Origin of the sequence: Pseudoduganella sp. LjRoot289 (assembly GCF_964252925.1) — a bacterium.
GTDB lineage: Bacteria > Pseudomonadota > Gammaproteobacteria > Burkholderiales > Burkholderiaceae_D > Rugamonas.
Genome location: NZ_CAXUPN020000001.1, coordinates 2539139 through 2564822, shown reverse-complemented (window position 1 = coordinate 2564822; position 25684 = coordinate 2539139). Strand labels below are relative to the sequence as shown.

Here is a 25684-nt window from a genome sequence, read left to right as displayed (position 1 = left end):
ACTGCCGCATACGCGGGAATCCATACGTCGCAAGCTGAGATGCCATACATGGACCGCGTCGGTGGACAGTCCCTCGTTCGCGGGAATGGCAGAGGACCTGCATGGGTTCCCGCGTTCGGGGATGGCAGCTAACTCGGCAATGACAGTTGATTTGTTACGGGACGGGGGAGTTCGTCGGCGGTGAAGTCGCCGGCGGAGAGAAATATTTCTATGGAAATTTCTTGCAGGGATATACTACGCTGCGGATGGGGTACGGATAACGCCGCACCTCCGTTATTGACGATTGATGGATACTTTGAAATACTTGTCGTTCTCGCGTAAGCGGGAACCCATACATCGCCTGCTCAGAGGCATAGCATGGATTCCCGCCTGCGCGGGAATGACTAATCTGTGGTTATTCGAGGAGAACCCTGATATTAATCGCTGGTCAATTCGTGCTGCCGATCCCGGCGATCTAATATATGGCAGCGCCACCGCGATCAAATTTCTTCTAACGCGCTTGTTCTCAATATTCGCGCCGGTTCGGCTTGATTTCCTGCAATATCGTGGTCGAAATCTCCTCGATAGATTTGGTGGTCGAGGACAGCCAGCGGATACCTTCCCGCTTCATCATCGTTTCGGCTTCGTTCACTTCATAGCGGCAATTCTCGAGCGAGGCGTATTTACTGCCGGCGCGGCGCTCATGGCGGATCTCCGACAGGCGCTCCGGGGTAATTGTCAGGCCAAAAATTTTGGGCTTGAACTCGTAGAGCGACGACGGCAGTTTGCCGCGTTCGAAATCGTCCGGTATCAACGGGTAATTGGCCGCCTTGATCCCGTACTGCATGGCCAGATACAAACTGGTCGGCGTCTTGCCCGAACGCGACACGCCCACCAGAATAACATCCGCCGAGGCCAGGTTCTTGTGCGATTGTCCGTCGTCGTGCGCCAGCGAGAAGTTAATCGCCTCGATGCGGTTCTTGTATTCCTCGCTATCGACGATGTTGTGCGAGCGGCCTATCGTATGGGTCGACTTCACGCCCAACTCTTGCTCCAGCGGGGCGACAAAAGTCTGGATCAAGTCCATATGCATGCCGTTGCACTTGCGAATAACCTCCGACAGGTCGGTTTTCACCAGCGTGGAGAAGATAATCGGCCTTTGGCCGTCGGCGGCGGCCGCTTCGTTGATTTTGCGGGCGGCATCGTAGGCCTTGTCGAGCGTGTCGATGAAAGGCAGGCGGATCTGGCGGAAGCGCAATTCGAATTGCGTCAGCACCGAATGGCCGAAAGTTTCAGCCGTAATGCCGGTGCCGTCCGAGACAAAAAATACGGTGCGCGCAGCGGCGGGGAGGGGCGGACGTTGTTCTTGTGTCATGGGGAAGGGCCGAGAGCTATGTTGTGGATCGTCAATTTGCGCCGCAGGCTGTAGAATGCACAGCAAAGTAAGATTGTGCTGCACGACGCCAAGAATAACAAGAATCAATGTCTGCCAGCCTGCGTAAAGATTTCTATCATCAGTAAGGGTGTCACTATGACTAACGCAGCACTGAAGGAGCAGCAGAACGGCGATGCCGTGTATGTTGCTTCGTTTGAAAACTTGCGCATGACGGATGTTGAATCCGTCGGCGGTAAGAACGCCTCCTTGGGCGAGATGATCAGCCAGCTGGCTGGCGCGGGCGTCCGGGTTCCGGGCGGCTTCGCTACCACGGCGCAAGCCTTCCGCGACTTCCTGTCGCACAGCGTGGACGGCGGCAAGTCGCTGGCCGACCGCATCGCCGACCGCCTGGCCGACCTGAACATCGACGACGTGCGCGCACTGGCCGCCGCCGGTGCCGAAATCCGTCAATGGATCATCGATACCCCGTTCCAGCCACGCCTGGCGACGGAAATCCAGGACTTCTACGACCGCCTGGTGGCCGACTCGGACACCGAGATGTCCTTCGCCGTGCGTTCCTCGGCCACCGCCGAAGACTTGCCGGACGCATCCTTCGCCGGCCAGCAGGAAACCTTCCTCAACGTGGTCGGCATCGACAACGTGCTGGAAGCGATGAAGCACGTGTTCGCCTCCCTGTATAACGACCGCGCGATTTCCTACCGCGTGCACAAGGGCTTCACGCACGCCGAAGTGGCGCTGTCGGCCGGCGTGCAGCGCATGGTGCGCTCCGACACGGGCGCGGCGGGCGTGATGTTCACCATCGACACCGAGTCCGGCTTCAAGGACGTGGTCTTCATCACCTCCAGCTACGGCCTGGGCGAAACGGTGGTGCAGGGCGCGGTCAACCCGGACGAGTTCTACGTCCACAAGCCTATGCTGGAACAGGGCAAGTCGCCCGTCATCCGCCGCAACATCGGCTCCAAGCTGATCAAGATGGAATTCACCAACGAGGCGAAAGCCGGCCGTTCCGTGAAAACCGTCGACGTGCCGATCGAAATGCGCAACCGCTACTCGCTGAACGACGCCGATATCGTCGAACTGGCGAAGTACGCTGTCATCATCGAGCGCCACTATCAGCGTCCGATGGACATCGAATGGGGCAAGGACGGCCGCGACGGCAAGCTGTACATCCTGCAAGCGCGTCCCGAGACCGTGAAATCGCAGCAGAAAGCCACCGACGCGCAGCAGCGCTTCAAGCTGAAGTCGACCGGCACCGTGCTGACCTCCGGCCGTGCGATCGGCCAGAAGATCGGCGCCGGCCCTGTGCGCGTGATCCGCGACCCGTCCGAAATGGAACGCGTCCAGCCGGGCGACGTGCTGGTGGCCGACATGACCGACCCGAACTGGGAACCGGTCATGAAGCGCGCCTCCGCCATCGTCACCAACCGCGGCGGCCGTACCTGCCACGCGGCGATTATCGCCCGTGAACTGGGCGTGCCAGCGGTGGTCGGCTGCGGCGACGCCACCGATCTGCTGAAGGACGGCACCTTCGTGACCGTGTCCTGCGCCGAAGGCGACGAGGGCAAGATCTACGACGGCCTGCTGGAAACCGAAGTGTCGGAAGTGGCGCGCGGCGAACTGCCTGCGCTGAAAACGAAGATCATGCTGAACGTGGGCAACCCGCAGCTGGCCTTCGACTTCCAGTCGGTGCCGAACGCCGGTGTGGGCCTGGCCCGCCTGGAGTTCATCATCAACAACAACATCGGCGTACACCCGAAAGCGATCCTGGAATACCCGAACATCGACGCCGACCTGAAGAAGGCCGTGGAGTCGGTGGCGCGCGGCCACGCTTCGCCGAAGGCGTTCTACGTCGACAAGCTGGCCGAAGGCATCGCCACTATCGCCGCTGCGTTCTGGCCGAAGAAAGTGATCGTGCGCCTGTCCGACTTCAAGTCGAACGAGTACAAGAAGCTGATCGGCGGTTCGCGCTACGAGCCGGACGAGGAAAACCCGATGCTGGGCTTCCGTGGCGCCGCGCGCTACCTGTCGGCCGACTTCGCCGGCGCGTTCGAGATGGAATGCCAGGCCATGAAGCGCGTGCGCAACGACATGGGTCTGACCAACGTCGAGATCATGGTGCCGTTCGTGCGTACCCTGGGCCAGGCTGAGAAAGTCATCAACCTGCTGGCAGCCAACGGCCTGAAGCGTGGCGAAAACGGCCTGCGCGTCATCATGATGTGCGAAGTGCCGTCGAACGCCGTGCTGGCCGACCGCTTCCTCGAGCATTTCGACGGCTTCTCTATCGGTTCCAACGACCTGACCCAGCTGACCCTGGGCCTGGACCGCGATTCCGGCATGGAACTGCTTGCCGCCGACTTCGACGAGCGCGACCCTGCGGTGCAGGCGCTGCTGGCGATGGCGATCCAGGCTTGCCTGAAGCAGGGCAAGTACATCGGCATCTGCGGCCAAGGTCCTTCGGACCACCCGGAGCTGGCCGTGTGGCTGATGGAGCAGGGCATCGAATCGATGTCGCTGAACCCGGACTCGGTAATTGATACTTGGCAGAAACTGGCAGCATTGCAATAAAACAAGTTGACGTAAGGGGGAATTGAGTTAGACTGGAGTTATTGGAACGTTTAGCAAAAAACCATCAAAACCTTACACAACGATGCAAAAACCCTCGTCGCCTTTGCGGGCAGCGGGGGTTTTTTATTTTTTACAACGAGGAGGCATCATGTCTGACTGGAGCATGTGGCTATTGGCCGCAGGCGTGCTGGTGGTCCTGGAATTATTGACCGGCACCTTCTACCTATTGATGATCGCCGTCGGCCTGGCGGCCGGCGCGGCGGTCGCGTTCGCCGGATCGTCCGGGCCGGTGCAGACGGTGACGGCCGCCGTGGTCGGGGTGCTGGCGACCGGGCTGCTGTACCGCAGCAAATACGGCAAGTCCAGCGGCGTCGACGCCTCGGTCGACCCGAACGTCAACATGGACATCGGCCAGACCGTCACCGTGCCGGCGTGGCAGGACGGCACGGCGCGCGTGATGTACCGCGGCGCGCTGTGGGACGTGGAACTGGCGCCCGGCGCCAGCCCGGCAGCGGCGCCGGGGCAGTACACGATACGTGAAGTACGCGGCAGCCGTCTCATCGTCGGCGCCTGAGTGTGTGTTTAACCTGGAGAATGCAATGGAAATCGGCATAGGCAACGTCAGTTTGGTCATTTTTATCCTGGCGCTGGTATTCGTGTTCAAGACCATCAATGTGGTGCCGCAGCAGCACGCTTGGGTGGTGGAACGGCTCGGCAAGTACCACGCCACCTTGGGCCCCGGGCTCAACATCGTGGTGCCCTTCGTGGACCGCATCGCCTACAAGCACGTGCTCAAGGAAATCCCGCTCGACGTGCCGCCGCAGGTCTGCATCACGCGCGACAACACGCAGTTGCAGGTGGACGGCATCCTGTACTTCCAGATCACCGACGCCATGCGCGCCTCGTACGGCTCGTCGAACTACATTTCCGCGATCACGCAGCTGGCGCAGACCACCTTGCGCTCGGTGATCGGCCGCATGGAGCTGGACAAGACTTTCGAAGAGCGCGAGCACATCAACACCGCCATCGTCAACGCGATTGACGAGTCGGCCGCCAACTGGGGCGTGAAGGTGCTGCGCTACGAGATCAAGGACTTGACGCCGCCGGCCGAAATCCTGCACGCCATGCAGGCGCAGATTACCGCCGAGCGCGGCAAGCGCGCGCTGATCGCTGCCTCGGAAGGGCGCAAGCAGGAGCAGATCAACATCGCCACCGGCGAGCGCGAAGCGTCTATCGCACGTTCCGAGGGTGAGAAGCAGGCTGCCATCAACCGTGCGCAAGGCGAAGCCGCCGCCATCATCGCCATCGCGGACGCGACGGCCGGTGCGTTGCGCGAAGTGGGCTCGGCGATCCAGTCGCCCGGCGGGGCGGATGCGGTGAATCTGAAAGTGGCCGAGAAATATGTCGAAGCCTTCGCGGAGCTGGCCAAGACCAACAACTCGCTGATCGTGCCGGCCAACCTGGGCGACATGAGCGGGCTGATTGCGACGGCGATGCAGGTGGTGAAGACGCAATCGAAATAGGGAACGCCCATAGCTTTTCGGATTGGGGCGTGCAACACCCGCGTCCTTTCGGCCGGCGCCAGCCCTCCTGACGGAAAGCCAGCGCCGCTCCGGGGCTCTACCACTTGCCGTTATGGGCTCCGCCGTCCACGCGCAGCACTTCGCCGCTCACCTGTTTAGCTTCAGTCAGGTAGACAACGGCGTCGACGATGTCCGCAATGCTGGCGGTCGAATTGTTCGGTGCCAGCGACTTGAGGAAGTCGGACGGGATGCTCTGGGTCAGCGGCGTATCGACAATGCCGGGCGCCACCACGTTGACGCGGATGCCTTCGGCGGCGAACTCGGACGCCAGGCTGCGGCTGATGGCTTCGATGCCGCCCTTGGTCATCATCGGCACGGCTGCCGTCAGCGCACGGTTCGGGCTGCCGACCAGGATGCTCGAGATGCCGACGATGCTGCCGCCGCGCTGTTGTTTCAGCATCTGCTTGATCGCCAACTGGCTGATGTACAGATAGCCTTCCAGGTTGGTGCGCGACAAAGCCTTGAAGTCTTCCTGCGTGTAGTCGAGGAAGCCCTTGGCGAAGAAAATGCCAGCATTGTTCACCAGACCGTCGATGCCGCCGAATTGCTCCACTGCGGTGGCGACCACCTTGCCGGCAGTCGCCGCATCGCCGATGTCGCCATCCACCAGCGCGAGCTTTTCTGACGGCCTGAGCGCGGCGGATTTGCTGACGTTGCGCGAGGTCGCAACAACGTTATAGCCGCGCGCCAGGAGGGCCTCAACGATGCCGGCCCCGATGCCCTGCGACGCACCGGTGACGATGATGGTTTTTTGCTGCTGGGTCATGGTATCTCCAAGAGGTGTTAGTTAGGAATCAACACTCTACTTGTGATATCTGCGCAGATAAAGGCACCGGCTGGACTTACTGTTGTTACATGATGTAATCAAACAGCGCGCTTTACGGTGCCAGCACTCGCGGCATATTCGGTCAGCCAGTACAGCAGTGCCAAACCGGGAAAGGCTGCGCCGGTCAACAGGGCGGCGTGCCAGCCGTAGCTTGCGTAGACCCAGCCGCCCGCCGCCGAGCCCAGCGCGCCGCCGGCAAAGAAGACAGCAAAGTACAGGCCGTTGAGCCGGCTGCGCACTTCAGCACCAAGATTGAAGATGGCGCGCTGGCCCAGCACCAGATTGGCGGCCACGCCCATGTCGAGCACGATGGACGCGACGGTCAGCGTGGCCAGCGCAACATTGCGCGAATCCGGCACGTACATCGGCATCAAAAAGCCCGCCACGCCCAGGGCCAGCGCGGCGGCGGTCGCCGGCAGCGTGTGGCCGGAATCGGCCAGGCGGCCGGCGACGGGCGAGGCGATTGCGCCGGCCATGCCGACCAGCGCGAACACGGCCACGCCTGTTTGCGGCAGGTGGAACTGCGGCGTTGCCAGCACCATCGGTGTGACGGTCCAGAACAGGCTGAAGGCGCCGAACAGGCCTGCGTGGTAGGCGGCGCGGCGGCGCAGCACGGGCTGGGCCAGGAACAGATGCCAAAGCGATGCCATCAGCTTGCCGTACGGGACGGGAGAGACCGGTACGCGCAGCGGCAGAGTGCGGTGCAGCACGAAGGCCAGACCCAGGATCAGCACGGCGGCGCCGCCGAACACGGCATGCCAACCCGCATGGTCCGCGACCAGGCTGGCCACGGGCCGCGCCAGCATGATGCCCATCAGCAGGCCGCTGACGACCTTGCCGACCGTCTGTCCGCGCGTCGCTTCGGCGGACAGGTGGGCCGCGAAGGGCACCAGCACCTGCGCGGCGACGGAACCCAGGCCTATGCCCAGCGCGGCCGCGAGAAAAGTCCAGGCGCTGGTGCTGATTGCTGCTGCGACCAGGGCGGCGGCCGTGAAGAGCAGGGCGCTTACCACCAGCTTGCGGTTTTCGAACAGATCGCCCAGCGGTACGATGAACAGCAGTCCTGCCGTGTAGCCTGCCTGCGTCAGCGTGACGACCAGCCCGGCTGCCTGCGGCGACAAGCCGGTCGCCGCGCTGATCGGGCCGACCAGCGTTTGCGCGTAGTACAGGTTGGCGGCGATCAGCCCGCACGCGATGGCGAGCAGCCAGACCATACCTTTTGAAATGTCTTTATTCATGCTTCTTCCTCAGATTGGGTGCGATGAAGCCATTCTAGGGAGAAGCCGGTGCTGGATAATTAGGGCATAATCCCTCCATACCTTTCATATTTTCTGAACAATGGGGGCGGAGATGGACAGGCTCAAAGCCATGCAAACTTTTGTCCGCATCGTCGAGGCCAACAGCTTTACCAAGGCGGCCGAGACCTTGAACCTGCCGCGCGCGTCGCTGACGGCTACCATGCAGAACCTGGAGGCCTTCCTCGGCACCAGGCTGCTGCAACGGACCACGCGCCGCCTGTCGCTGACGCCGGACGGCGCCGACTACTTCCGCCAGTGCGTCGAGATCCTGGGCGCGGTGGACGCCGCCGAGTCGGCTTTCCGTGGCCCGAGCGCGGGCAGGCCCAAAGGCAAGTTGCGCATCGACCTGCCGGGCACGCTGGGCCGGCGCCTCGTGATGCCGCGCATCGCCGAATTCACCGCAGCCTATCCCGATGTCGAGCTCGTGCTGAGCCTGACCGACCGCCTCGTCGACGTGGTGCAAGAGGGCATCGACTGCGCGCTGCGCGTCGGCCAGTTGCAGGATTCCTCGCTGGTCGGGCGGCAGATCGGCCTCATGCGGTTCCTCACGTATGCGTCGCCAGCCTACCTGGAGCGATACGGCGAGCCGCGCACGCTGGACGAGCTCAAGGCGCACCGCGCCGTGGTCCACCTGTCCGGCCGCACCGGCCGCGCCTTCGACTGGGACTTCCAGGTGGATGGCCGGGTGGTGAAAGTCGACATGGCCGGCACTATCTCCGTCAACGACGCGGACGCCTACCTCCTTTGCGCGCTGCAGGGCCTGGGCCTGGCGCAGACTGGCGCCTATCAGGTGCGCGGACATGTGCGCGCCGGTGAGCTGGTCGAAGTGCTGTCCGGCTGGCCGCCCACGCCGATGCCTATTTCGCTGCTCTATCCGCAAGGCAGGCTGGCGACGCCCAAGGTGCGCGCGTTTGCGGACTGGATCACCGCCATCTTCGCGGATGAGCCGGACTGCCGGCTGGCATAGCCGCAGGCGGAGGCGTATGATGCACCAACTTTACATGGGAACAATATGGGAACCTGGTCAACTACGGCATTTGGCAACGACTTCGCGCTGGACTGGGCGCAGGATCTGCAGGAATCGAAAGACCTGTTTTTCATCGAGGACACGCTGAACAACGTGCTGTCGGCCGACAGCGCCGAGTATCTTGAAGCGCCGTTCGCGGCCGAGGGACTGGCGGCGATCGAAGTGCTGGCGCGCGTCTACGGCAAGCGCAGCGAAATCGATGAAGACGACGAAAACACCGAAGAGCTCGACGCCTGGGTGGAAGAAGTCAGCAAGAAGGCCAGCAAGCGCCGCACGGACCTGATCGAGAAGTCGCAGCGCGCCATCGAGCACATCCTGTCCGAGCGTTCCGAGCTGCGCGAGCTGTGGCAGGACAGCGAACACTACGAACAATGGCAGGCATCGGTAACCGATCTGAGGAGCCGCATCGCGGCCTGATCGAAAAGGCAAGCATGCGTATGGGCAAGGCCGTAAAACCACGCCCCGGCCTGTTGTCGTTGCCATTGTTTCCGCAAGCTGGCAAAGTGTAGCCTGTAGACAATAAAACAGAGACTATCGTGGGGACCACGCTTTACACGGCCAGCGTGCCGGTATTCATCCATTACCTGCAGCAGCTGCATTCGACACTGGCGGTAGCGGAAAACCACGAGCGCCGCACGCGCAGGCCGCTGGTTGCGGTGGCCCTGGCCGAGGGCATGTTCCCCTTTGCGCAGCAGGTGACGACCGCCTGCGGCTTCGCAGTACGCGCCTGCTGCCCGCTGCTGTCGGCGGACCTGCCGGTGCTGGCCGGCGGCGACCAGGATTGGGACCAGCTGCGCGCGCGCATCGCCGCCACCGTGGAATTCCTGGAAGAGGTCCCCGAGGACCGCATCGACGCGGCGGAGGAAATGCAGGTGGTGACCACGGCCGGTCTGGTGTCGCCGGTGTTCTCCGGACGCGACTACGTGCTGTGCTACGCGCTGCCGAATTTCTTCTTCCACCTGGTGACCGCGCATGCCATCCTGCGCAGCAACGGCGTCCCGGTGGGCAAGGAAGACTTCGACGGCTACCATCAATACCAGGCCGGATTCAGCTTCCCTCAATCCAAATAAGCGCTTTCGGTTAGCATGTGGGTATGCAGATTTTTTCCGAACACGACGCCGACGCCGGCGTGGCAGAACTGGCGGCCTTGCTCGGCCGCCACCGCAAGGTGCTGGTGCTGACTGGCGCCGGTTTGAGCACCGCGTCCGGCATTCCCGACTATCGCGACAAGGATGGCGTCCGGCGCGGCAACGCGCCCGTCCAGGGCCCGGAGTTCCGCCGCTCGGACGCGGTGCGCCGCCGCTACTGGGCACGCTCCATGGTCGGCTATCCGACATTGGCGCAGGCCGCTCCCAACGCCGGCCACATGGCGCTGGCGCGGCTGGAGCAGGGCGGCGGCGTGGGCGCGGTCATCACGCAGAACGTCGACGGGCTGCACCAGCGCGCCGGCAGTGTGAAACTGATCGAACTGCACGGGAATATCCACGGCGTGGTCTGCCTGGAATGCCGCGCGCAGTATGGCCGCGCCGACATCCAGCGCCAACTGCTGCGCGAGAATCCCCAGCTGGCCGACACCGATGCCAGGCCGCTGCCGGACGGCGACGCGCAACTGGAGCCGGAAGCGCTGGAGCACTTCGCCGTGCCGCATTGCGCTCGCTGCGCGGGCGTGCTGCAACCGGACGTGGTGTTCTTCGGCGACACCATCCCCAGGGCGCGCACCGAAGCGGCATTGCAAACCATGGCCGACGCGGACGCGCTGCTGGTGGTGGGTTCGTCGCTGATGGTGTTTTCGGGCTACCGCTTCTGCAAGCTGGCGGCGGAGACGGGCAAGCCCATCGCCGCCATCAACGCGGGCGTCACGCGGGCGGACGCTTTGCTGGCGCTGAGAGTGGCTGTGCCGGCCGAACGGGTGCTGCCGCTGCTGGCGCATCGGCTGGCGGGAGCCTGAGACGGGCGCTGAAGCGGTAGGCTGAAGCGCTGGGCTGAAGCGCTCGGCTGATGCCGGCCGGGAACCTGCCTGGTGCGTGCTTAGTGCTGCATCAGCATCGAGCGGACGATGCCTTCCTTGGCCAGCGCGTAGTCGTGCGCGGCCAGCACGAAGTTGGTGTTCGGCTGGATGACTTTGATGTTGAGGAACACCATGTCGCTGGTCTCGGCGTAGGAGCCGACCACGATGGCCTGCGCGTTGTGCGTCTGCGCCACCTGGCCGATTTCACGCGTCAGCATCAACTCTCCCTCGCCGCGCTTCAGATAGACATTGTTACGCAGCTTCATCTCCACCATATTCAGGCTGCCCTGCGACAGCCGGGTGGAGATCTGCTCGGACACCAGCCGGCCCAGGGTGGTGGTCTGTTCCAGCGCGTCGATGTTGACCACGGTGGCCATGATCAGCGGCTTGTCCAGCAACAGCTTGCCGTTCAACTGGGACAGCAGCACGTCCGCCGCCTTGTAGTTCGAGGCGATGAACTGGTTGGACGACACCGTGGCGTAATTCGGCTCTTCCTTGACCGGGGTGCTGGAGCAGGCCGCCAGCAGCAGCGGCAGGGCGCACAGCGCGACGCAGCGCGCGGCTAACTTGCCAAAGATACGCATTATTGGTCACCCTTCACTTGGTACTTTTTCACGAACTTGCTTTCGACCGTCGGCTCGGGCGCGATGCCGTACAGGGTGCGGTCGCCGTCGGCCACGTAGTAGGCCGAGCTGCTGCGGGCGTAATAACGGTACTGGTCCGAGACGGATACGGTCACCAGCAATTCGGTCTGCGGCGTACCACCGTTGGCGAAGCGCGCGTGCGTGTATTTGTAGCCGTCCAGGGCGGCGGCGCCGGCGACGATGCCTGCCACCGGGTGGATCGCGGTCAGCGCCAGCACGCCGGCGGCGATGACGGTCGGTTCGCCGGGATAGCGGTACTGGTCGCGCCCGGGCGAGAACGTCAGCGCCTGCACGTCGATGTCCACCTTCAGCGAGCCCGCCGGGGTACGCGACACCACGTGGCCATCCTTCACCAGCGCGGAAGTGAGTTGCACGGCCAGGGCGCGCTGGAAGGGTGTGGCTTGCGGTGCGGGGTCGGCGATGAAGAACGGGCGCTTCGGACCTTTCTGCATGTCCGCCGCCAGTATCTGCTCGATGTGCTGCGCGATCGCCGTCCAGTGCCCTGCGGCCTGTAGCGAATACTGGTTGGATGCCGGGAAATTGCTGGCGACCGGGACCGGGCTGTACGGGGTTTGCAGCTGCTGCGGCAGCCTTGAATTGGCGCAGCCGGCCAGCAGCGCGCCGGAAATCAAGATTGCTGCGGTTTTTGTCGCCATGGGTTCCTCGCCATCGTTAAGTGGTCCTGCCACGCCAGTTTACCATGGCAGTTTCTAGATAGAAACGTCAACCATGGCAACGGCGTGCCGCGATGGCGCCGCAGTGGCGATTTAACGACGATGCTGCTTCATGGCGGCGGCCACTTCCCGGTTGCCGTCGCGGTCCTTCTCGGTGGCGCGTTTGTCGTGCTGCTTCTTGCCCTTGGCCAGGCCGATTTCGCATTTCACGCGGCCGCCCTTGTAGTGCAGGTTCAGCGGCACCAGCGTGTAGCCCGAACGGGTGGCCTTGCTGATCAGTTTATCGATCTCGTTACGGTGCAGCAGCAGCTTGCGGGTGCGCACCGCTTCCGGCGAAATATGGGTCGACGCGGTCGGCAGGGCGCTGATGTGGGCGCCGAACAGGTACAGCTCGTCGCCCTTGATGGTGACGTAGGCTTCCTTGATCTGCACACGCGCGTCGCGGATTGCCTTCACTTCCCAGCCTTCAAGCACGATGCCCGCTTCATAGCGGTCCTCGATGAAGAAATCGTGAAAGGCTTTTTTGTTATCGGCAATAGTCATGGGTGGTGGGTAAATATACGCGGGTCGGTTAAACTACGGTTTCGCCGCGCGCTGAGCGCGGATAAACCAACATCATAGCAAACGGTAACACAATGGCAGTAGTGCACAAGTCGGTTATCCTGGGCTACAGCGCGGAACAAATGTTCGAGCTGGTGGCCAAGGTCGAGGATTATCCCAAATTTTTGCCATGGTGTGGCGGTGTGGACGTGCGGGAACGCGGCGAAAACAGCGTCGTGGCCAGCCTGGCCATCCATTATCACGGCATACACCAAAGTTTCACCACCTCCAACGAGAACACGCCGTCCACCGGCATCAAGATGAAGCTGGTCGACGGCCCTTTCAAGACCCTGGACGGCACCTGGACCTTCAAGCCGCTGCGCGACGACGCCTGCAAGGTGGAACTGGACTTGCATTACGAATTTTCCAACCGCTTGCTGGAGCAGGTGGTCGGCCCGGTGTTCGGCCTGATCGCCAACAGCATGGTCGATTCCTTCTGCAAACGGGCCGAGACCGTCTATGGCGGCTGATCAAATCAATGTGGAAGTGTGCTACGCCACCGACACGCTGACCTTTTTGCGCGCGCTGCGCCTGGACGCCGGCGCCACCGTCCAGCAGGCGCTGGATGTGAGCGGGCTGGCGATCGAAGTGCCCGGCATCGACCTGGCCGCGATGGCAGTCGGCATCTACGGCAAGAAAAAGGCGCTGGACACCGTGCTGCGCGAGCATGACCGGGTCGAAGTCTACCGGCCGCTGATCGCCGATCCGAAGCACGCCCGGCGCCGCAGAGTGCGCAAAGCCGAACAAGCTGGATAAATCGCTTTAACTGGTTCGGCGCGGGACGCGGACCGTGAACACGGTACCCCGCCCGGCATCGGACTGCACTTCCAGTGTGCCGCCATGGCCTTCCGTGATTTCGCGCGCAATGAACAGCCCCAGGCCGATACTGCGCAGCGAACGCCCGTTGCCGCCGTCGTCGCCAGCCAGGCGCACCATGGGATCGAAGATGGCCTGGCGCGCTTCCGGCGGTATCAGCGGGCCATGGTTCTGCACGGTCACCACGACCGCATCCGCTTCGCCGCTGGCCGTCATCTTGACGGCGGCGCTGTCGTCGCGGTACTGGGCAGCATTGTTGAGCAGGTTCGACAGCACTTGCTGCATGCGGTGCCGGTCGAAGGGCGCGCGCAGGTCGCCGGTGGCGGAAAATTCGAACGGGCAGTTCGGATGGACCGCCCGCGCGTTCTCCAGCGCCGGCTGGCAAATCTCCATCAAGTCCATCGGCTTGGCCACGATCGGTATTTCACCGTCCAGCTGCACGCGCGCATACTCCAGCAGGTCATTGACCATGGACGTCATCGACGCCGCGCCGCGCTGCACCTTCTCGCCGATTTCCCGGATCTTGTCGGCGTCGGGCGGCGCGGAGGCCAGGTAGGTGCCGGCCATGGCGACAGTAGCGAGAGGGCTGCGCAAATCATGGCCGAGGATGGCCAGGAAGGTGTCGCGCGCCGCCGCCGCACGCCTGGAATAGGTGACGATCGACTCGGCCAGGGCCTGGTCGATGGCCTCGTTGAAACGCACCATGTCGCTGGTCGATGTTTCCGTGATGGCCTCGACCTTGGGCAGCCACAGGCGCAGCACGGTGGCGCGCAGGGCGCGGAATTCGGCCGTCAGCTGGATCAGCGAAAAACCGCTCAACTGGCGCAGCGTGCCGTGCGTGGCGGCCGCGCTTTCCGGGCCCCGGCCGTCGGGCGCCATGCCGCGCGACTTCTCCTTTTGCTGCGCCGGCGTCTGGGCGGTCTCGATTTCGGCGGCGATGGTGGTCAGTATCAGCTTCGCATGGTCACGCAGGGCCAGCGATGACATATGGGTGGCGGATGGTCCCTGCGTGCGCGCGAACGCTTCCCATTCAACCAGGATGCCCTCGAGGTTCTGGGTGATAAAAGAAGAGAGTCGCATGGCTGGCTGGGTGTCGATGAAAGGGAAGTTGCTTGATTTAAATCCATGATAACCCAGTTAGGTGAGATCGCGCACTGTGGCGTGGCGGCCGGTGGGATAGCGTAGCTTGGAACTATTCCATAGCCAGGGAGCACGCGATGAGCCAACTCAAACCCGCCGGCGAGCTAGCCGCAGCTGCGAGCAAGCCCTATCCCAACGACAGCGCCGAATACCGCGCCGCGCGCACGGCGCTGCTGGCCGAGGAGATCGAACTGCGGCGCCACATCGAGCGTGTGGCTGCGCAGCGCCGCGCGTTGCCGCCGGGCGGCGAAGCGCGCGACTATCACTTCACGGATGAAAACGGCAAGACGGTGGCGCTGGCCGAGCTGTTCGGTCCGCATGAGACGCTGGTCACCTACTTCTGGATGTATGGCCCGCAGCGCGAGCGTCCGTGTCCCATGTGCACAGCCTTTTTGGGCGCGATGGACATTCCGGTGCGCGACATCACGCAGCGGGTGGCATTCGCGGTGCTGGGGCGCTCGCCGGTTGCGCGCCAGCTGGCTTTTGCACGCGAGCGCGGCTGGCGCAACCTGAAGTTCTACGCCACCGTCGGCGATGACTACGCGCGCCACTATCGCGGCCTGGCGCCGGACGGCAGCGAATGGCCGGCGCTGGACGTGTGGGTGAAGGAGCATGGCAAGGTGCGCCACTTCTGGGCCTCGGAACTGGGCGGGACCGAAGACCCCGGCCAGGACGCGCGCGGCGCGCCCGACCCCACGCCGCTGTGGAACATTCTGGACCTCACGCCGGCAGGGCGGGGCGGAGACTGGTATCCGAAGCTGGAGTACTAGCGAGCCCGGCGCACTGTGCCATTCCCGCGCTGGCAGGGAATCCATACTGCGCGCGTTATTTAATCAAGCGCCCTTGCGGGCGGCCAGTTCGGACTGGATCCGCACCAGCAGTTGCTTGTCGAGGTTGTAGAAGAACATCACGCCTACCGCGAGCAGGGCGAAGAAGGCCGGGATCAAGGACATCAGCCACACGATGCCGGCCTGCGAACCTGACGATTGCGCGGCGTTCGGAACATAGCCCAGCGTGGTAAACAGCGCGCCGATCACCGCCACCGCCAGCGCGGTGCCCAGCTTCTGCGAGAAGGTGGCGGCGGCGAAGGTCATGGCGGTGGCCCGGCGGCCGGTGCGCCATTCGTTGTAGTCGGCGGTATCGGCGTACATCGAGAATGCCAGCGGGGATTTCGGTCCCAGTACGAAACCGAGTGCTATCTGCAGCGCGTACATCAGCGCCACTTGTTCCTTGTCGACGAAGAAGAAGGCACCGGACAGGATGGCGGTGACGCTCATCAGTATCATCAGCAGCAGTTTCTTGTCGACGAAACGCGTCATCAGCGGCGTGAGCGAGGCGCCGGCGGCCGCAGCCACCATATAGGCGGGCACGAAGCTGGCCAACAGTGCCGGGCGGCCGACGTAGTATTTGAAGTAGTAGGCGGCGGTGGAGGTGCGTAGCGTGATGCTGATCATGATGATGAGCGCCAGGAAGAACAGCACGATCCACGGCCGGTTCTGCGCCAGGTCCCTGATGTCCTGCGCGACCTTGCTCTGCTGCGTGGCGGGCGGCGCGATGCGTTCGCGCGTGTTGACGAAGGTCAGCACGAACAGCGCGGTGGCAGCCATGCCCCAGGCCAGCATGGTGAGCTGCCAGCCATGCTTGTCGTCTCCGGCGCCAAGCAGGCGCACCATGCAGGGTGTGGCGGCGGTGACCAGCGTGCTGCCGGCGAAAGCGAAGATGAAGCGCAGGCCGTTGATGGTGGAGCGCTCCTGCGGGTCGCCGGACATGACGCCGGACAGCGCGTTGTAAGGAATGTTGGTGCCGGTGTAGCAGACCATCATCAGCAGGTAGCTGCCGTAGGCCCAGGCCAGCTTGCCGTCGTGGCCGAGGTTCGGCGTGGTGTAGGTGAGCACGGCGGCCGCAGCCAGCGGCACTGCCATCCAGACCAGGTAGGGACGGAACTTGCCGTAGCGGGTCTTGGTGCGGTCGGCCAGTGCGCCGATCAGCGGATCGGTGAAGGCGTTGACGATTTTGATCAGGAATAGCATGGACGCGGCGGCGGCCGCCGAAATGCCGAAAACGTCGGTGTAAAAGAACAGCAGGAAGGTGGCGATATTGGTCCAATAGAAATTGAACCCCATATCGGCAATGCCGTAGCTGAACTTTTCGCGCCACGACAGCGGGGATGTGAGAACTATGGCCACAGGGATGCTTTCGGTAATGGACGGGCGCCCCCTGGCATCGGGCCGGCTCTCAAGCGGGCACCCAGACGTTCAGCTTGTAGATTGCTCCCGGCACGATGTCTTTGACGTGGGCTTCAGGCAGGAATTGCCCGGCATGCGTCACCATCACCTCCGTCACGTCGGTGCGGCGGATGTCGAGGATGAACTTCGCTCCGCGGAACAAGCGCGTGACCTTGATGCCGCCCCAGCCGGTCGGGAGCTGGGGATTGATGCGCAGGCCTTCGGCGTCGCCCTGCAGCCCGCACAATCCTTCGATGAAGCAGCGGTAAGCCCACGACACGGTGCCGGTGTTGAACAGCTGGCTGGAGCGGCCCGCTGTTTTCGGATACTGGTGCCACGCGCCCCGATAGTAGTTCGGAATGAACACCGGCAACTGGCCGCGCTGCAGGTAGTCCGCTTCGGTCGGGCCGGGGAGCATCTGGCGCAGCAGCCGGTAGGCGCGGTCGCCCTCGCCAACGGTGTACAGGCTGTAGATATAGAACACGGACGCGTGGTTGTACACGGCGCCGTTCTCCGCCGAACCGGGATGCTTCTGCGTGACGCGCCCCACGTCTTCGCGCATGGCGCTGAAGGGCGGGGCGAACATGGCAACGCCGTAGGGGGTGCTGAGCTGCTCGTCGACTTGCGCCAGCATTTTCGCGCGCCGCTCCGGGCCTGCCGCGCCGCCCAGGATGGACCAGGCCTGCGGGTTGAGCCAGATACGGCCTTCCTTGTCCTGCTGCGTGCCGAAGGTGACGCCGTCGTCGGTGATGCCGCGCGCGTACCAGTCGCCGTCCCAGAGGTGCTCGTTGGCGGCGGCGTTCACCCGCGCGGCGCCGGCGCGGTAATCCGCTGCGCGGTCCTCGTGGCCGAGCTGTGCGCACATATCGGCCCATAGGTTCAGCGCGTAGGCGGTGGCCACGGTCAGCCAGCCGGACACGCCCTTGCCCTTGTAGCCCACCATATTCATCGGGTCGCACCAGTCGCCCTGGGCAATATAGCTCAGGCCGCGTTCGTCGCGCGCGTCCAGCAGCCAGTTCATGGCCCGGCTGATGCGGTTGAACGCGGTGACCGCGTTGCCTTCACTGTCGCGCACGACTTCGCGCAGCATGGCATAGTCGCCTGTTTCATCGAGATAGGCTTTCAGGCACACCGGCAGCCACACGCAATGGTCGGTGTGCGGCACCTGGTTGATGTATTTCAGTTCCGCGCCTTCGACCAGCAGGATCCCGTCCGGCATGGCGCCGCTGGCCTCCTGCTGCGACAGTGCGTGCAGGAAGGCCGCGCGCGTGACCGCAGGCTTGATGAAGCTCATGCCCATATTGTCCTGCAGGTAGTTGCGGGTCTGCGGATCGGTGGTCAGGCGGTTGACGTCGCCATGGTAATAGACCTGGCGCGGCAGCCAGTGGTTGACGAAGTTGTCCAGCTCCGGATCCGGCGTCTCTATCCGCAGTATGCCGCACCCCTGTTCGATATAGCTGGCGTAGTCGCGCTTCGCCTCGGCGAAGCCGGCCTGGCTCAGGTACTTGCCTCGCATGGCGCGGATTTCGTCGTCGTCGAAGGCGGGGCCGAAAATGAAACGCAGTTCGCGCCCGGCGTCCGTGTCCATGCCGGCGGCCGCGCCTGTGCCAACGCCGGCATCCACGTCGCCACCTGTTCGGTTACCTGCTCCGCTGCCCAATGCCAGGCGGTACTGCACGGCGGCGGTGGGGGTCTCGTAACGGGCGTCATTGCGCGCCAGTTCTTCAGCCTGCAATGCGGACGGCGCGTGCAGACCGCCTTCACCCTCGAACGCCTGCTGCATGGTCTCCCAGGAGTGCGGCGGCGTCTCGCACAGGAAGTAGGTGCGGTCCTTGAAGAACTTGTTCTTGAAGTAGTCCGCCACCTTCTGGTACGGGGTGACGCAGCTGGCTACCACGCCGCCCAGGTCCGGCCGGTACTCGGCGGACTGGTTCATCCACGACATATAGCCGATCGGGAAGTAGGGGTAGACGCTGATTCTGCGCGGGCGGCCCGACAGGTTCAGCACCTTCACGGTCCACAGTTCCACCACGTCCTGCGTCGGCAGGCTGAGGGTCAGCTCGACGCGGATGCCGAGGTGCTCGACTGTCCAGGCGATATCGCTCTTGCCGACCGAGAAGCGGAACACGTCCACCGGCGCGCGCACCGGTTCGTAGGGCGCGGAGAAGATCTCGCCGCTTTCCTCGTCCTTGATGTAGACGAAGCGGCCCGGATGGTGGGCGTAGTAGTTCTGCTCCGGCTGCATGAAGGTCTTGGCCTCCAGGTTGGGCGCGTAGGCGTACTTCGCAGGTTCCGGCTGCATGAACTGCGCGGTGGCATAGCCGCGGCAAGTCACCTGTATCATCATTTTCTGGTTCCACAGGAAGCCGCCGGCCTTGGGCATGGCCGTGGGGCTGCTCAGTTCGTAGCGCTCGCCATCGTGGGTGGGACGTAACATGGGTATCTCCGAAACGGCTTAGAAGCGGTGGCGCAGGCCGACCGTGAACTGGCGGTTGCCGGTGCCCGGCTCTTCGCTGTTTCCCTCGGTGTAGCCGGCGCCGTTCTGGTTGCGTATCCGCGCGTAGGAAGTATAAACGTCGGTGCGTTTCGAGAAGGCATACATATAGGCCAGCGCATATTGCTGCGCGTCCTGGTTCAGCGGGCTGCGGTCGTTCTTGCGGATGCCGGTGGCGACCACGGTGCTGGCGCCGAAGGGCAGCGAAACGCCCAGCAGCAAGTCGCTGCTGTCTGTCGATGGCGTGGCCGCTTTGCCGCCGAATGGCGAGCCCGCTGCGTTCAAGGGCGCGCTGTTCAATCCCCGGTCGACGCCGTAGCCGAACCAGAATTTGGCGGGGCCGAAGTCATAGTTGGCGCCCAGCAGGGTGTTGCGGGCGTGCGCCGTGTTCTTCAGCAAGGCGGTGTCGTTGTTCTTGTTGTGATAGGCCAGGCGGATATTGAGCGGGCCTTTGCTGTAGCCGAAGGAGCCGCCAAGCGCGCGGCTGGCGGCGCTGTCGCCCGCCACCTCGCCGGCGGCAACCATGGCGTCGGCGCTGAAGCCGTTCAGGTCCGGGCTGCGGTAGAGCACGGAGTTGTTGGCGCGGAAGCCGGTCGACGGCATCAGGTTGTTCGAGCGCGCGATGCCGTTGCGCAGCGGATCGACCACGGTGTTGAGCGTGGTGAACAGCGGCGTGTCCTGCAAGCCGATGGAAATCGAGCCCAGCTTGGCACTGCGCAGGCCGACGATGCTGGTGCGGCCGAACAGGGTATTGTTTTGGGTCGAATTGCCGACGTCGCCGTGGATGCCGCCTTCGATGACGAAGAAGGCCGCCAGGCCGCCGCCCAGGTCTTCGCTGCCGCGGAAACCCCAGCGGCTCTGGGTCGCCATGCCGCTGGTGACGCGGGTGGACGTGCCGGCGACGCCGCCGCGGTCTTGTGAAATGCCGAGGTCCATCACGCCGTAAAAGGCGACATTGCTTTGTGCCAGCGCTGTGCCGGTGCAAGTGGTGAGGGCGAGCGCGGTCAGCGCGGTGATGCGTTTCATATTATCTCCAGGGAAAGGTGGGCGGCGCTCAGCGGCTGTGCCGCCGCTTGCTGGTGCGCCGCCGGGGATTACACAGCCGGTACGCTGGCGCCGCGCGGTTCAGGGTCCGGAATCGGTTCGATCTTGCCCAGCACGAAGACGAAGGACACGATGCCGATCAGCAGGATGACGCCGGCCACCATGAAGGCATTGGTGAAGGAGTTGGTGGCGCCCACGATGATGCCGGTGACGATGGGGGCGGCCGCGCCCATCAGGTTGTTGGCGAAGTTCATGATGCCGCCTATGGTGCCTGCGCCGCCCTTCGGTGCGATCAGCGACGGCAGCGACCAGCCGACCGGCGCGGCGGAAGCGAGGCCGCCCAGCGCGATCGAGATCCAGAAGATGGCCCACACCGGATCGGTGGTTTGCGTGGCGCCGAATACGGCCAGGCCGAACAGCATGCCGATAATCAGCACGCTCTTGCGCACGGTGGATTCGTCTTTGCCGCGCGAGATCAGGTGGTCGATCAGCCAGCCGCCGACGAACAGGTCGGTGGCAGTGGCGAACAGCCAGGGAATGGCGGCGAAGCCGGCGGACTTCAGTATGCTCATGTGCATGGTCTGCACCAGATAGCCGGGCAGCCAGGTCAGGAACAGGTAGAAGGTGTAGCCGTAGGCGGCGAAGCCGATCGTCAAGCCCCAGATCTTGCTCTTGGTCAGCAGGTAGCCCAGCATATTCATCGCGCCCGCCTCGGACGGGCCTTCCGGCGATGCGCCGCCTTGCTGGATATAAGCCAGTTCTTCCTTGCTGAGATTCTTGTCGGCGCTAGGGTCGCGGTAGAAGGTCAGGAAGGCGAAGAAGTAGCTGAAGCTGAGCACGGCGGTCAGGCCGAAGCCCCAGCGCCAGCCGAAGGTCACGACGACCAGGGCCACCAGCGGCACGCCGATCACGTTGGAGAACTTGGCGGCCGCGTCGAAGATGGCGGTGGCCATGCTGCGCTCGCGGCGCGGGAACCAGTAGCCGGTGGCCTTGGCGCTGACGGGGAAGGCCGGCGCCTCTGCGATGCCCAGCAGGATGCGGGCCGCGAAAATGCCGGCGAAGCCGCTGGAGAAGGCGGTGACGGTCGATGCCACGCCCCACAGGAAAGCGCCCCAGCGTCCCACACGGGTCGGGCCGAAGCGGTCCATCACCATGCCGACCGGGATTTGCAGCAAGGAATACGACCAGGCAAAGGCGCTGAACAGCAGCCCCAATTCCACCGGGGTGAGCTTGAATGCTTCCTGGATCTGGGGGGCGGCGACCGAGAGGCCGATGCGGTCTATGTAATTGACCAGGATGCCGATGCCGAGCAGGGCGCCTATGCCCCAGCGGCGCCGTGGAACCTTTTTGGTGATGGTGTTCATGCTGTCTCCTCTGTGGATTGTAAGCTGGACGCTACGCGTGGCGTTCCAGGGTGTTCAGAATTTGCCGGACCAGTTGCGATGGCGGCAGGGTGAGGTCGAGACGCAGCCCGGCTTCGCCGGCTTCCAAGGGCTCGAGGTCGCGCAGCTGGCTGTCGAGCAGCGAGGGCGGCATGTAGTGGCCGGGGCGGGCATGCATGCGCTGTTCGATGACGCTGCGCTCGCCGCTGAGGTGGACGAAGCGCAGTGCGGCGTCGCCGCTGCGCAGCAGGTCGCGGTAGCGCCGCTTGAGCGACGAGCAGGACAGCACCAGGCCGTCGCCCCGCTGGCGCGCCGCCTCGATTTCCCGGCGCAGCGTTTGCAGCCAGCCGGCGCGGTCCTCGTCGTTCAATGGAATGCCGGCGGACATCTTGGCCACGTTCTCGCTTGGATGAAAGGCGTCGCCCTCGAGAAAGACGACGCCCAGTTCGGCGGCCAGACGCGCGCCGATTTCGCTTTTGCCGCAGCCGCTGACGCCCATGATGACCCAGCGCGTTGTTGTGTTTTGATTCATAAATCTCCCTAATCTGGTAGCGCTATCTGTTAGCGCTATCAGTGAGGCGAGTTTAGCGGCTCGTGGAAATTTGTAAAGGAAAATTTGATGGTGCACCGCAGCATGGCGCTGCGCGAAGGCGGGCGGAGCAGGGCCGGGGCGGCCCTTGGAATGGGGCTTATGCGCTCTCGCGCGCCATGACTGTGAAGCCGAGATCGATGTGGGCCTGTGTTGGTGTTTCGCCACGGATGACGGAGCGCAGCAGCGAGGCCGCTTCAAAGCCGATGCGGTAGCGCGGGGTGGCTATCGTGGTGAGCGAAGGGTTCATCCAGGCCGAGGGCGGCAAATCGTTGAAGCCGCAAATGGCGAGTTGCTCGGGCACGCGGACGCCGCGCCGCTGGCATTGATAGATGGCGCCGTGCGCCAGGTCGTCGTTGCAGCAGAAGATGGCGTCCATGTCGGGCGTGGCCGACAGCATGCGGCCGACCAGCTCGGCGCCCAGCGCGATGGTCGACGGATCGCTCACCATCAGCTCCAGTTTCGGGTCCGCCAGCCCGGCTTCTTCCAGCGCCCGGCGGTAGCCTTCGGCGCGTTTGATGGTGCGTTCGTCGAGCTGCGCACCCATGAAGCCGATGCGCTTGTAGCCTTTGTCTATCAGGTAGCGCGTCATGGTGTGGCCGGCCTGCACCTGTGAAAAGCCGACCGACAATTGCGCCGGCTCGGCCGAAATATCCATCATCGACACCACCGGCACACGCGACGCGTCGAGCATCTTCTGCACGCCCTTGCTGTGCGACAGGCCGGACAGCAAGATCCCGTCCGGATTCGATTGCATGTAGACGTTGAGCAGCTTCTCCTCTTCGGCGTCCGAGTAGCGCGTGTTGCCGATCAGGATCTGGTAGCCGTAAGGGTCGAGCGCGTCCTGTATGCCGGCGAGCACGGCCGTGAACACGGCGTTCGACAGCGACGGCACCAGCACCACGATGACGTTGGAGCGTGAGGAGGCGAGGGCACGCGCTGCGCGGTTGGGCACATAGCCCAGCTCTTCCACCGCCGCTTCCACGCGGGCGCGCAGCGTGGGCGATACCAGCTCGGGCTGGCTGATGGCGCGCGAGGCCGTCATCGTGGCCACGCCCGCGCGTTCCGCAACTGCTGCAAGGGTTACTCGGCCGCTGGCGCGGCTCTTGCCGTTAAAAGGTTTGGTCATCCGGGTTTTTCTTGATATTTGGTAGCGATAACATCATTGTAGACCGGCGCGCGCTGCTTAGCGCGCGCAGTCGGCGAGAATTTTCTGGTTGCGCTTGCTGCGCTCGGCGCGCTGCTCGTCGCTGAGGAAGCTGCGCTGGCCGTCCTTGTCGTATTGCGAGATGCGGGCGCCCGAGTCGAGCGCGGCCTTGTCGCCGCGCGCGGCGGCGCAGTTCGACGCGGCCTCGCTCTTGCGGGCCGCTTCCTCGGACGCCTTCTGTTCGGCGGCCTGGCTTTCGGTCTTGCGCTTGGCGAAGTCGGCGTTGCGGTCGGCCAGCGTGGGAGGGCGCTTGACCTTGGCTTCCGGTGCTGCCGCCGCGCCATCCGCGCCTGGTGCCGGCGTGGAGGCCTCCGCGGCTGCGCCCTGCGCGGCATTGGACGTCCCATGCGCAGGCAGGGCGGCCCCCGGGGTGCGCGGCTGCTTCAGTATGCGGTTCTGCGGCACCGACGGCGGCGGCGGCTGGTCGGACAATTGCTTCAAGCCTTTTTCATCGAGCCACATATACTGAGCTAGTGCCAAGGCGGGCAGCGAGAGCGCCAGCATCAGCGCTGCAGCGCGGGCCATACGGTAATGTTTCATAGCGGCTAGATCCTCCTTGCGGCAGGTTTCCATGCTTTGCCAGTGCTGTCAACCCGACCGGCGACTTTTTCCCCTGGGTAAAGACTTGGGACGTGACTTACTGTATAATCGACTTTTGCGCCTATAGGAAATCGTACTATGCGTTTACTTCAAAAAGCACTGACCTTCGATGATGTGCTCCTCGTCCCTGCGTACTCCAATATTCTGCCTGCGGATACGTCTCTCAAAACTCGCCTGACCCGCAACATTTCGCTGAATATTCCGCTGCTGTCGGCCGCGATGGATACCGTCACCGAAGGCCGCCTGGCCATTGCCATGGCACAGGAAGGCGGCATCGGCATCATCCACAAGAATCTGAAGCCGAAAGACCAGGCCCGCGAAGTAGCGCGTGTTAAACGTTTCGAAGCCGGCGTGCTGCGCGATCCGATCACCATCCCGCCGGACATGAAGATCCGCGAAGTCATCAAGCTGACGGAGCAGTATGGCATCTCCGGCTTCCCGGTGGTAGAGGGTAAACAAGTAGTTGGTATCATCACCAACCGCGATCTGCGTTTCGAACAGGAGCTGGACGCCGAAGTACGCGCCAAGATGACCCCGCGCGACAAGCTGGTCTACGTCAAGGAAGGCGCAGACACGGCCGAAGCCAAGCGCCTGATGAACAAGCACCGCCTGGAGCGCGTGCTGGTGGTGGACGACGCCTTCAACCTGCGCGGCCTGATCACTGTCAAGGACATCCAGAAATCGACCGAACACCCGAACGCATCGAAAGACCAGCACGGCAAGCTGCTGGTGGGCGCCGCTGTCGGCGTCGGCGCGAAGGATGAAGAGCGCATCGAGCTGCTGGTTGCGGCCGGCGTGGACGTGCTGGTGGTCGACACCGCCCACGGCCATTCGCAAGGCATCCTGGACCGCGTGAAGTGGATCAAGACCAAGTTCCCGCACGTGGACGTCATCGGCGGCAACATCGCCACCGCGGCGGCCGCCAAAGCCCTGGTGGAATACGGCGCGGACGCGGTCAAGGTCGGCATCGGCCCAGGCTCGATCTGCACCACCCGTATCGTCGCTGGCGTCGGCGTGCCGCAGATCACCGCGATCTCCAACGTGGCCGAAGCGCTGGCCGGCACCGGCGTGCCGTGCATCGCCGACGGCGGCATCCGCTTCTCGGGCGACATCTCCAAAGCACTGGCAGCAGGCGCCTCGACCGTGATGATGGGTTCCATGTTCGCCGGCACCGAAGAAGCGCCGGGCGAAGTGATCCTGTACCAGGGCCGTTCGTACAAGTCCTACCGCGGCATGGGTTCGTTGGGCGCGATGTCGGACGGCTCGGCCGACCGCTACTTCCAGGACGCCACCATGAAGGCCGACAAGTTCGTGCCTGAAGGTATCGAAGGCCGCGTCGCCTACAAGGGCAGCGTGCTGGCGATCATCTTCCAGCTGGTCGGCGGCGTACGCCAGTCGATGGGCTACTGCGGTTGCGCCACGATAGACGAACTGCGCGAGAAAGCGGAATTCGTCGAGATCACGTCGGCCGGCATGCGCGAATCGCACGTGCACGACGTCCAGATCACCAAGGAAGCGCCGAACTACCGTTCGGGCGACTAACGCTCCTCTCAAACGCCGGCGGCATGCTCCGCCGGCGTTTCTTAT

General features: G+C 63.8%; 25 protein-coding genes. 11 read left to right on the top strand and 14 right to left on the bottom strand.

Going from position 1 to position 25684, the window contains the following annotated elements; genetic code table 11:
* Window positions 1-505: 505 nt before the first annotated feature.
* Entirely contained in the window at window positions 506-1354 is an 849-nt protein-coding gene (ppsR, locus tag ACSQ8Y_RS10695) for a posphoenolpyruvate synthetase regulatory kinase/phosphorylase PpsR (protein WP_436269800.1), read from the bottom strand.
* 156 nt (window positions 1355-1510) lie between these two features.
* Here ppsR and ppsA point away from each other — a divergent pair, with 156 nt between their 5' ends.
* The 3 genes from ppsA to ACSQ8Y_RS10680 all read left to right on the top strand — a co-directional run bounded on the left by ppsA (window position 1511) and on the right by ACSQ8Y_RS10680 (window position 5463).
* Entirely contained in the window at window positions 1511-3940 is a 2430-nt protein-coding gene (gene ppsA / locus ACSQ8Y_RS10690) for a phosphoenolpyruvate synthase (RefSeq protein WP_436266438.1), read from the top strand.
* A gap of 148 nt (window positions 3941-4088) precedes the next feature.
* On the top strand, window positions 4089-4514 hold the full coding sequence (locus tag ACSQ8Y_RS10685) for an NfeD family protein (protein WP_436266436.1): 426 nt from the start codon (window positions 4089-4091) through the stop codon (window positions 4512-4514).
* Window positions 4515-4539: 25 nt separating this feature from the next.
* Window positions 4540-5463, top strand: a complete 924-nt coding sequence (locus ACSQ8Y_RS10680) for an SPFH domain-containing protein (protein WP_436266435.1) — start codon at window positions 4540-4542, stop codon at window positions 5461-5463.
* A gap of 97 nt (window positions 5464-5560) precedes the next feature.
* On the opposite strand, the gene ACSQ8Y_RS10675 is transcribed toward ACSQ8Y_RS10680, so the two are convergent.
* Complete coding sequence (locus ACSQ8Y_RS10675; RefSeq protein WP_436266434.1) at window positions 5561-6289, bottom strand: SDR family NAD(P)-dependent oxidoreductase; 729 nt, start codon at window positions 6287-6289, stop codon at window positions 5561-5563.
* 98 nt (window positions 6290-6387) lie between these two features.
* Window positions 6388-7587, bottom strand: coding sequence for an MFS transporter (locus tag ACSQ8Y_RS10670; RefSeq protein WP_436266433.1), 1200 nt, complete (start codon window positions 7585-7587; stop codon window positions 6388-6390).
* Between the two features lie 130 nt (window positions 7588-7717).
* On the opposite strand from ACSQ8Y_RS10670, the gene ACSQ8Y_RS10665 reads away from it, so the two are divergent.
* From ACSQ8Y_RS10665 to ACSQ8Y_RS10650, 4 genes are all read left to right on the top strand, one after another.
* Window positions 7718-8614 carry a LysR family transcriptional regulator gene (locus tag ACSQ8Y_RS10665; protein ID WP_436266432.1) on the top strand — a complete coding sequence of 299 codons (897 nt, stop codon included), beginning with the start codon at window positions 7718-7720 and terminating at the stop codon, window positions 8612-8614.
* A 45-nt stretch (window positions 8615-8659) separates the two neighbouring features.
* Window positions 8660-9091 carry a DUF4259 domain-containing protein gene (locus tag ACSQ8Y_RS10660; RefSeq protein ID WP_436266431.1) on the top strand — a complete coding sequence of 144 codons (432 nt, stop codon included), beginning with the start codon at window positions 8660-8662 and terminating at the stop codon, window positions 9089-9091.
* A gap of 119 nt (window positions 9092-9210) precedes the next feature.
* The gene (locus tag ACSQ8Y_RS10655) at window positions 9211-9744 is read left to right on the top strand and encodes a DUF1993 domain-containing protein (RefSeq protein ID WP_436266430.1); all 534 of its coding nucleotides are present in this window, start codon (window positions 9211-9213) and stop codon (window positions 9742-9744) included.
* A 23-nt stretch (window positions 9745-9767) separates the two neighbouring features.
* Window positions 9768-10622: an NAD-dependent protein deacetylase gene (locus ACSQ8Y_RS10650; protein ID WP_436266429.1), complete on the top strand. Its 855-nt coding sequence runs from the start codon at window positions 9768-9770 to the stop codon at window positions 10620-10622.
* Between the two features lie 80 nt (window positions 10623-10702).
* Here the strand turns inward: ACSQ8Y_RS10650 and ACSQ8Y_RS10645 are convergent, their stop codons facing one another.
* The 3 genes from ACSQ8Y_RS10645 to smpB form a co-directional block, all read right to left on the bottom strand.
* Complete coding sequence (locus ACSQ8Y_RS10645) at window positions 10703-11266, bottom strand: FlgO family outer membrane protein (RefSeq protein WP_436266428.1); 564 nt, start codon at window positions 11264-11266, stop codon at window positions 10703-10705.
* Window positions 11266-11982 (bottom strand): hypothetical protein, encoded by a 717-nt coding sequence (locus ACSQ8Y_RS10640; protein WP_436266427.1) that lies wholly within the window; start codon window positions 11980-11982, stop codon window positions 11266-11268. Before ACSQ8Y_RS10640 ends, ACSQ8Y_RS10645 begins: the two co-directional genes overlap by 1 nt.
* Window positions 11983-12093: 111 nt before the next feature.
* Complete coding sequence (smpB, locus tag ACSQ8Y_RS10635) at window positions 12094-12543, bottom strand: SsrA-binding protein SmpB (RefSeq protein ID WP_436266426.1); 450 nt, start codon at window positions 12541-12543, stop codon at window positions 12094-12096.
* A gap of 92 nt (window positions 12544-12635) precedes the next feature.
* Here smpB and ACSQ8Y_RS10630 point away from each other — a divergent pair, with 92 nt between their 5' ends.
* Both ACSQ8Y_RS10630 and ACSQ8Y_RS10625 read left to right on the top strand, forming a co-directional pair.
* Window positions 12636-13070 (top strand): type II toxin-antitoxin system RatA family toxin, encoded by a 435-nt coding sequence (locus ACSQ8Y_RS10630; protein WP_436266425.1) that lies wholly within the window; start codon window positions 12636-12638, stop codon window positions 13068-13070.
* Window positions 13060-13356 (top strand): RnfH family protein, encoded by a 297-nt coding sequence (locus ACSQ8Y_RS10625; protein WP_436266424.1) that lies wholly within the window; start codon window positions 13060-13062, stop codon window positions 13354-13356. Before ACSQ8Y_RS10630 ends, ACSQ8Y_RS10625 begins: the two co-directional genes overlap by 11 nt.
* Before the next feature lie 6 nt (window positions 13357-13362).
* Here the strand turns inward: ACSQ8Y_RS10625 and ACSQ8Y_RS10620 are convergent, their stop codons facing one another.
* On the bottom strand, window positions 13363-14496 hold the full coding sequence (locus ACSQ8Y_RS10620) for a sensor histidine kinase (RefSeq protein WP_436266423.1): 1134 nt from the start codon (window positions 14494-14496) through the stop codon (window positions 13363-13365).
* 137 nt (window positions 14497-14633) lie between these two features.
* Here ACSQ8Y_RS10620 and ACSQ8Y_RS10615 point away from each other — a divergent pair, with 137 nt between their 5' ends.
* Entirely contained in the window at window positions 14634-15326 is a 693-nt protein-coding gene (locus tag ACSQ8Y_RS10615; protein ID WP_436266422.1) for a DUF899 family protein, read from the top strand.
* 63 nt (window positions 15327-15389) lie between these two features.
* Here the strand turns inward: ACSQ8Y_RS10615 and ACSQ8Y_RS10610 are convergent, their stop codons facing one another.
* The 7 genes from ACSQ8Y_RS10610 to ACSQ8Y_RS10580 form a co-directional block, all read right to left on the bottom strand.
* Window positions 15390-16742, bottom strand: a complete 1353-nt coding sequence (locus ACSQ8Y_RS10610) for an MFS transporter (protein ID WP_436266421.1) — start codon at window positions 16740-16742, stop codon at window positions 15390-15392.
* Between the two features lie 49 nt (window positions 16743-16791).
* Complete coding sequence (locus ACSQ8Y_RS10605) at window positions 16792-19218, bottom strand: GH36-type glycosyl hydrolase domain-containing protein (RefSeq protein WP_436266420.1); 2427 nt, start codon at window positions 19216-19218, stop codon at window positions 16792-16794.
* A gap of 18 nt (window positions 19219-19236) precedes the next feature.
* Window positions 19237-20301 carry a porin gene (locus tag ACSQ8Y_RS10600; protein ID WP_436266419.1) on the bottom strand — a complete coding sequence of 355 codons (1065 nt, stop codon included), beginning with the start codon at window positions 20299-20301 and terminating at the stop codon, window positions 19237-19239.
* A gap of 68 nt (window positions 20302-20369) precedes the next feature.
* Window positions 20370-21683: an MFS transporter gene (locus ACSQ8Y_RS10595; RefSeq protein WP_436266418.1), complete on the bottom strand. Its 1314-nt coding sequence runs from the start codon at window positions 21681-21683 to the stop codon at window positions 20370-20372.
* 31 nt (window positions 21684-21714) lie between these two features.
* Window positions 21715-22233: a gluconokinase gene (locus ACSQ8Y_RS10590; protein WP_436266417.1), complete on the bottom strand. Its 519-nt coding sequence runs from the start codon at window positions 22231-22233 to the stop codon at window positions 21715-21717.
* Window positions 22234-22390: 157 nt separating this feature from the next.
* Window positions 22391-23419 carry a LacI family DNA-binding transcriptional regulator gene (locus tag ACSQ8Y_RS10585; RefSeq protein ID WP_436266416.1) on the bottom strand — a complete coding sequence of 343 codons (1029 nt, stop codon included), beginning with the start codon at window positions 23417-23419 and terminating at the stop codon, window positions 22391-22393.
* 57 nt (window positions 23420-23476) lie between these two features.
* Window positions 23477-24037, bottom strand: coding sequence for a DUF4124 domain-containing protein (locus ACSQ8Y_RS10580; RefSeq protein ID WP_436266415.1), 561 nt, complete (start codon window positions 24035-24037; stop codon window positions 23477-23479).
* A gap of 138 nt (window positions 24038-24175) precedes the next feature.
* On the opposite strand from ACSQ8Y_RS10580, the gene guaB reads away from it, so the two are divergent.
* Window positions 24176-25639, top strand: coding sequence for an IMP dehydrogenase (guaB, locus tag ACSQ8Y_RS10575; RefSeq protein WP_436266414.1), 1464 nt, complete (start codon window positions 24176-24178; stop codon window positions 25637-25639).
* Window positions 25640-25684: the final 45 nt, after the last annotated feature.

Bases quoted from the DNA above. Each gene is read 5' to 3' on its own strand.
- ppsR (WP_436269800.1), bottom strand. From the start codon at position 1,354: ATGACACAAGAACAACGTCCGCCCCTCCCCGCCGCTGCGCGCACCGTA.
- ppsA (WP_436266438.1), top strand. From the start codon at position 1,511: ATGACTAACGCAGCACTGAAGGAGCAGCAGAACGGCGATGCCGTGTAT.
- ACSQ8Y_RS10685 (WP_436266436.1), top strand. From the start codon at position 4,089: ATGTCTGACTGGAGCATGTGGCTATTGGCCGCAGGCGTGCTGGTGGTC.
- ACSQ8Y_RS10680 (WP_436266435.1), top strand. From the start codon at position 4,540: ATGGAAATCGGCATAGGCAACGTCAGTTTGGTCATTTTTATCCTGGCG.
- ACSQ8Y_RS10675 (WP_436266434.1), bottom strand. From the start codon at position 6,289: ATGACCCAGCAGCAAAAAACCATCATCGTCACCGGTGCGTCGCAGGGC.
- ACSQ8Y_RS10670 (WP_436266433.1), bottom strand. From the start codon at position 7,587: ATGAATAAAGACATTTCAAAAGGTATGGTCTGGCTGCTCGCCATCGCG.
- ACSQ8Y_RS10665 (WP_436266432.1), top strand. From the start codon at position 7,718: ATGCAAACTTTTGTCCGCATCGTCGAGGCCAACAGCTTTACCAAGGCG.
- ACSQ8Y_RS10660 (WP_436266431.1), top strand. From the start codon at position 8,660: ATGGGAACCTGGTCAACTACGGCATTTGGCAACGACTTCGCGCTGGAC.
- ACSQ8Y_RS10650 (WP_436266429.1), top strand. From the start codon at position 9,768: ATGCAGATTTTTTCCGAACACGACGCCGACGCCGGCGTGGCAGAACTG.
- ACSQ8Y_RS10645 (WP_436266428.1), bottom strand. From the start codon at position 11,266: ATGCGTATCTTTGGCAAGTTAGCCGCGCGCTGCGTCGCGCTGTGCGCC.
- ACSQ8Y_RS10640 (WP_436266427.1), bottom strand. From the start codon at position 11,982: ATGGCGACAAAAACCGCAGCAATCTTGATTTCCGGCGCGCTGCTGGCC.
- smpB (WP_436266426.1), bottom strand. From the start codon at position 12,543: ATGACTATTGCCGATAACAAAAAAGCCTTTCACGATTTCTTCATCGAG.
- ACSQ8Y_RS10630 (WP_436266425.1), top strand. From the start codon at position 12,636: ATGGCAGTAGTGCACAAGTCGGTTATCCTGGGCTACAGCGCGGAACAA.
- ACSQ8Y_RS10625 (WP_436266424.1), top strand. From the start codon at position 13,060: ATGGCGGCTGATCAAATCAATGTGGAAGTGTGCTACGCCACCGACACG.
- ACSQ8Y_RS10620 (WP_436266423.1), bottom strand. From the start codon at position 14,496: ATGCGACTCTCTTCTTTTATCACCCAGAACCTCGAGGGCATCCTGGTT.
- ACSQ8Y_RS10615 (WP_436266422.1), top strand. From the start codon at position 14,634: ATGAGCCAACTCAAACCCGCCGGCGAGCTAGCCGCAGCTGCGAGCAAG.
- ACSQ8Y_RS10605 (WP_436266420.1), bottom strand. From the start codon at position 19,218: ATGTTACGTCCCACCCACGATGGCGAGCGCTACGAACTGAGCAGCCCC.
- ACSQ8Y_RS10600 (WP_436266419.1), bottom strand. From the start codon at position 20,301: ATGAAACGCATCACCGCGCTGACCGCGCTCGCCCTCACCACTTGCACC.
- ACSQ8Y_RS10595 (WP_436266418.1), bottom strand. From the start codon at position 21,683: ATGAACACCATCACCAAAAAGGTTCCACGGCGCCGCTGGGGCATAGGC.
- ACSQ8Y_RS10590 (WP_436266417.1), bottom strand. From the start codon at position 22,233: ATGAATCAAAACACAACAACGCGCTGGGTCATCATGGGCGTCAGCGGC.
- ACSQ8Y_RS10585 (WP_436266416.1), bottom strand. From the start codon at position 23,419: ATGACCAAACCTTTTAACGGCAAGAGCCGCGCCAGCGGCCGAGTAACC.
- ACSQ8Y_RS10580 (WP_436266415.1), bottom strand. From the start codon at position 24,037: ATGAAACATTACCGTATGGCCCGCGCTGCAGCGCTGATGCTGGCGCTC.
- guaB (WP_436266414.1), top strand. From the start codon at position 24,176: ATGCGTTTACTTCAAAAAGCACTGACCTTCGATGATGTGCTCCTCGTC.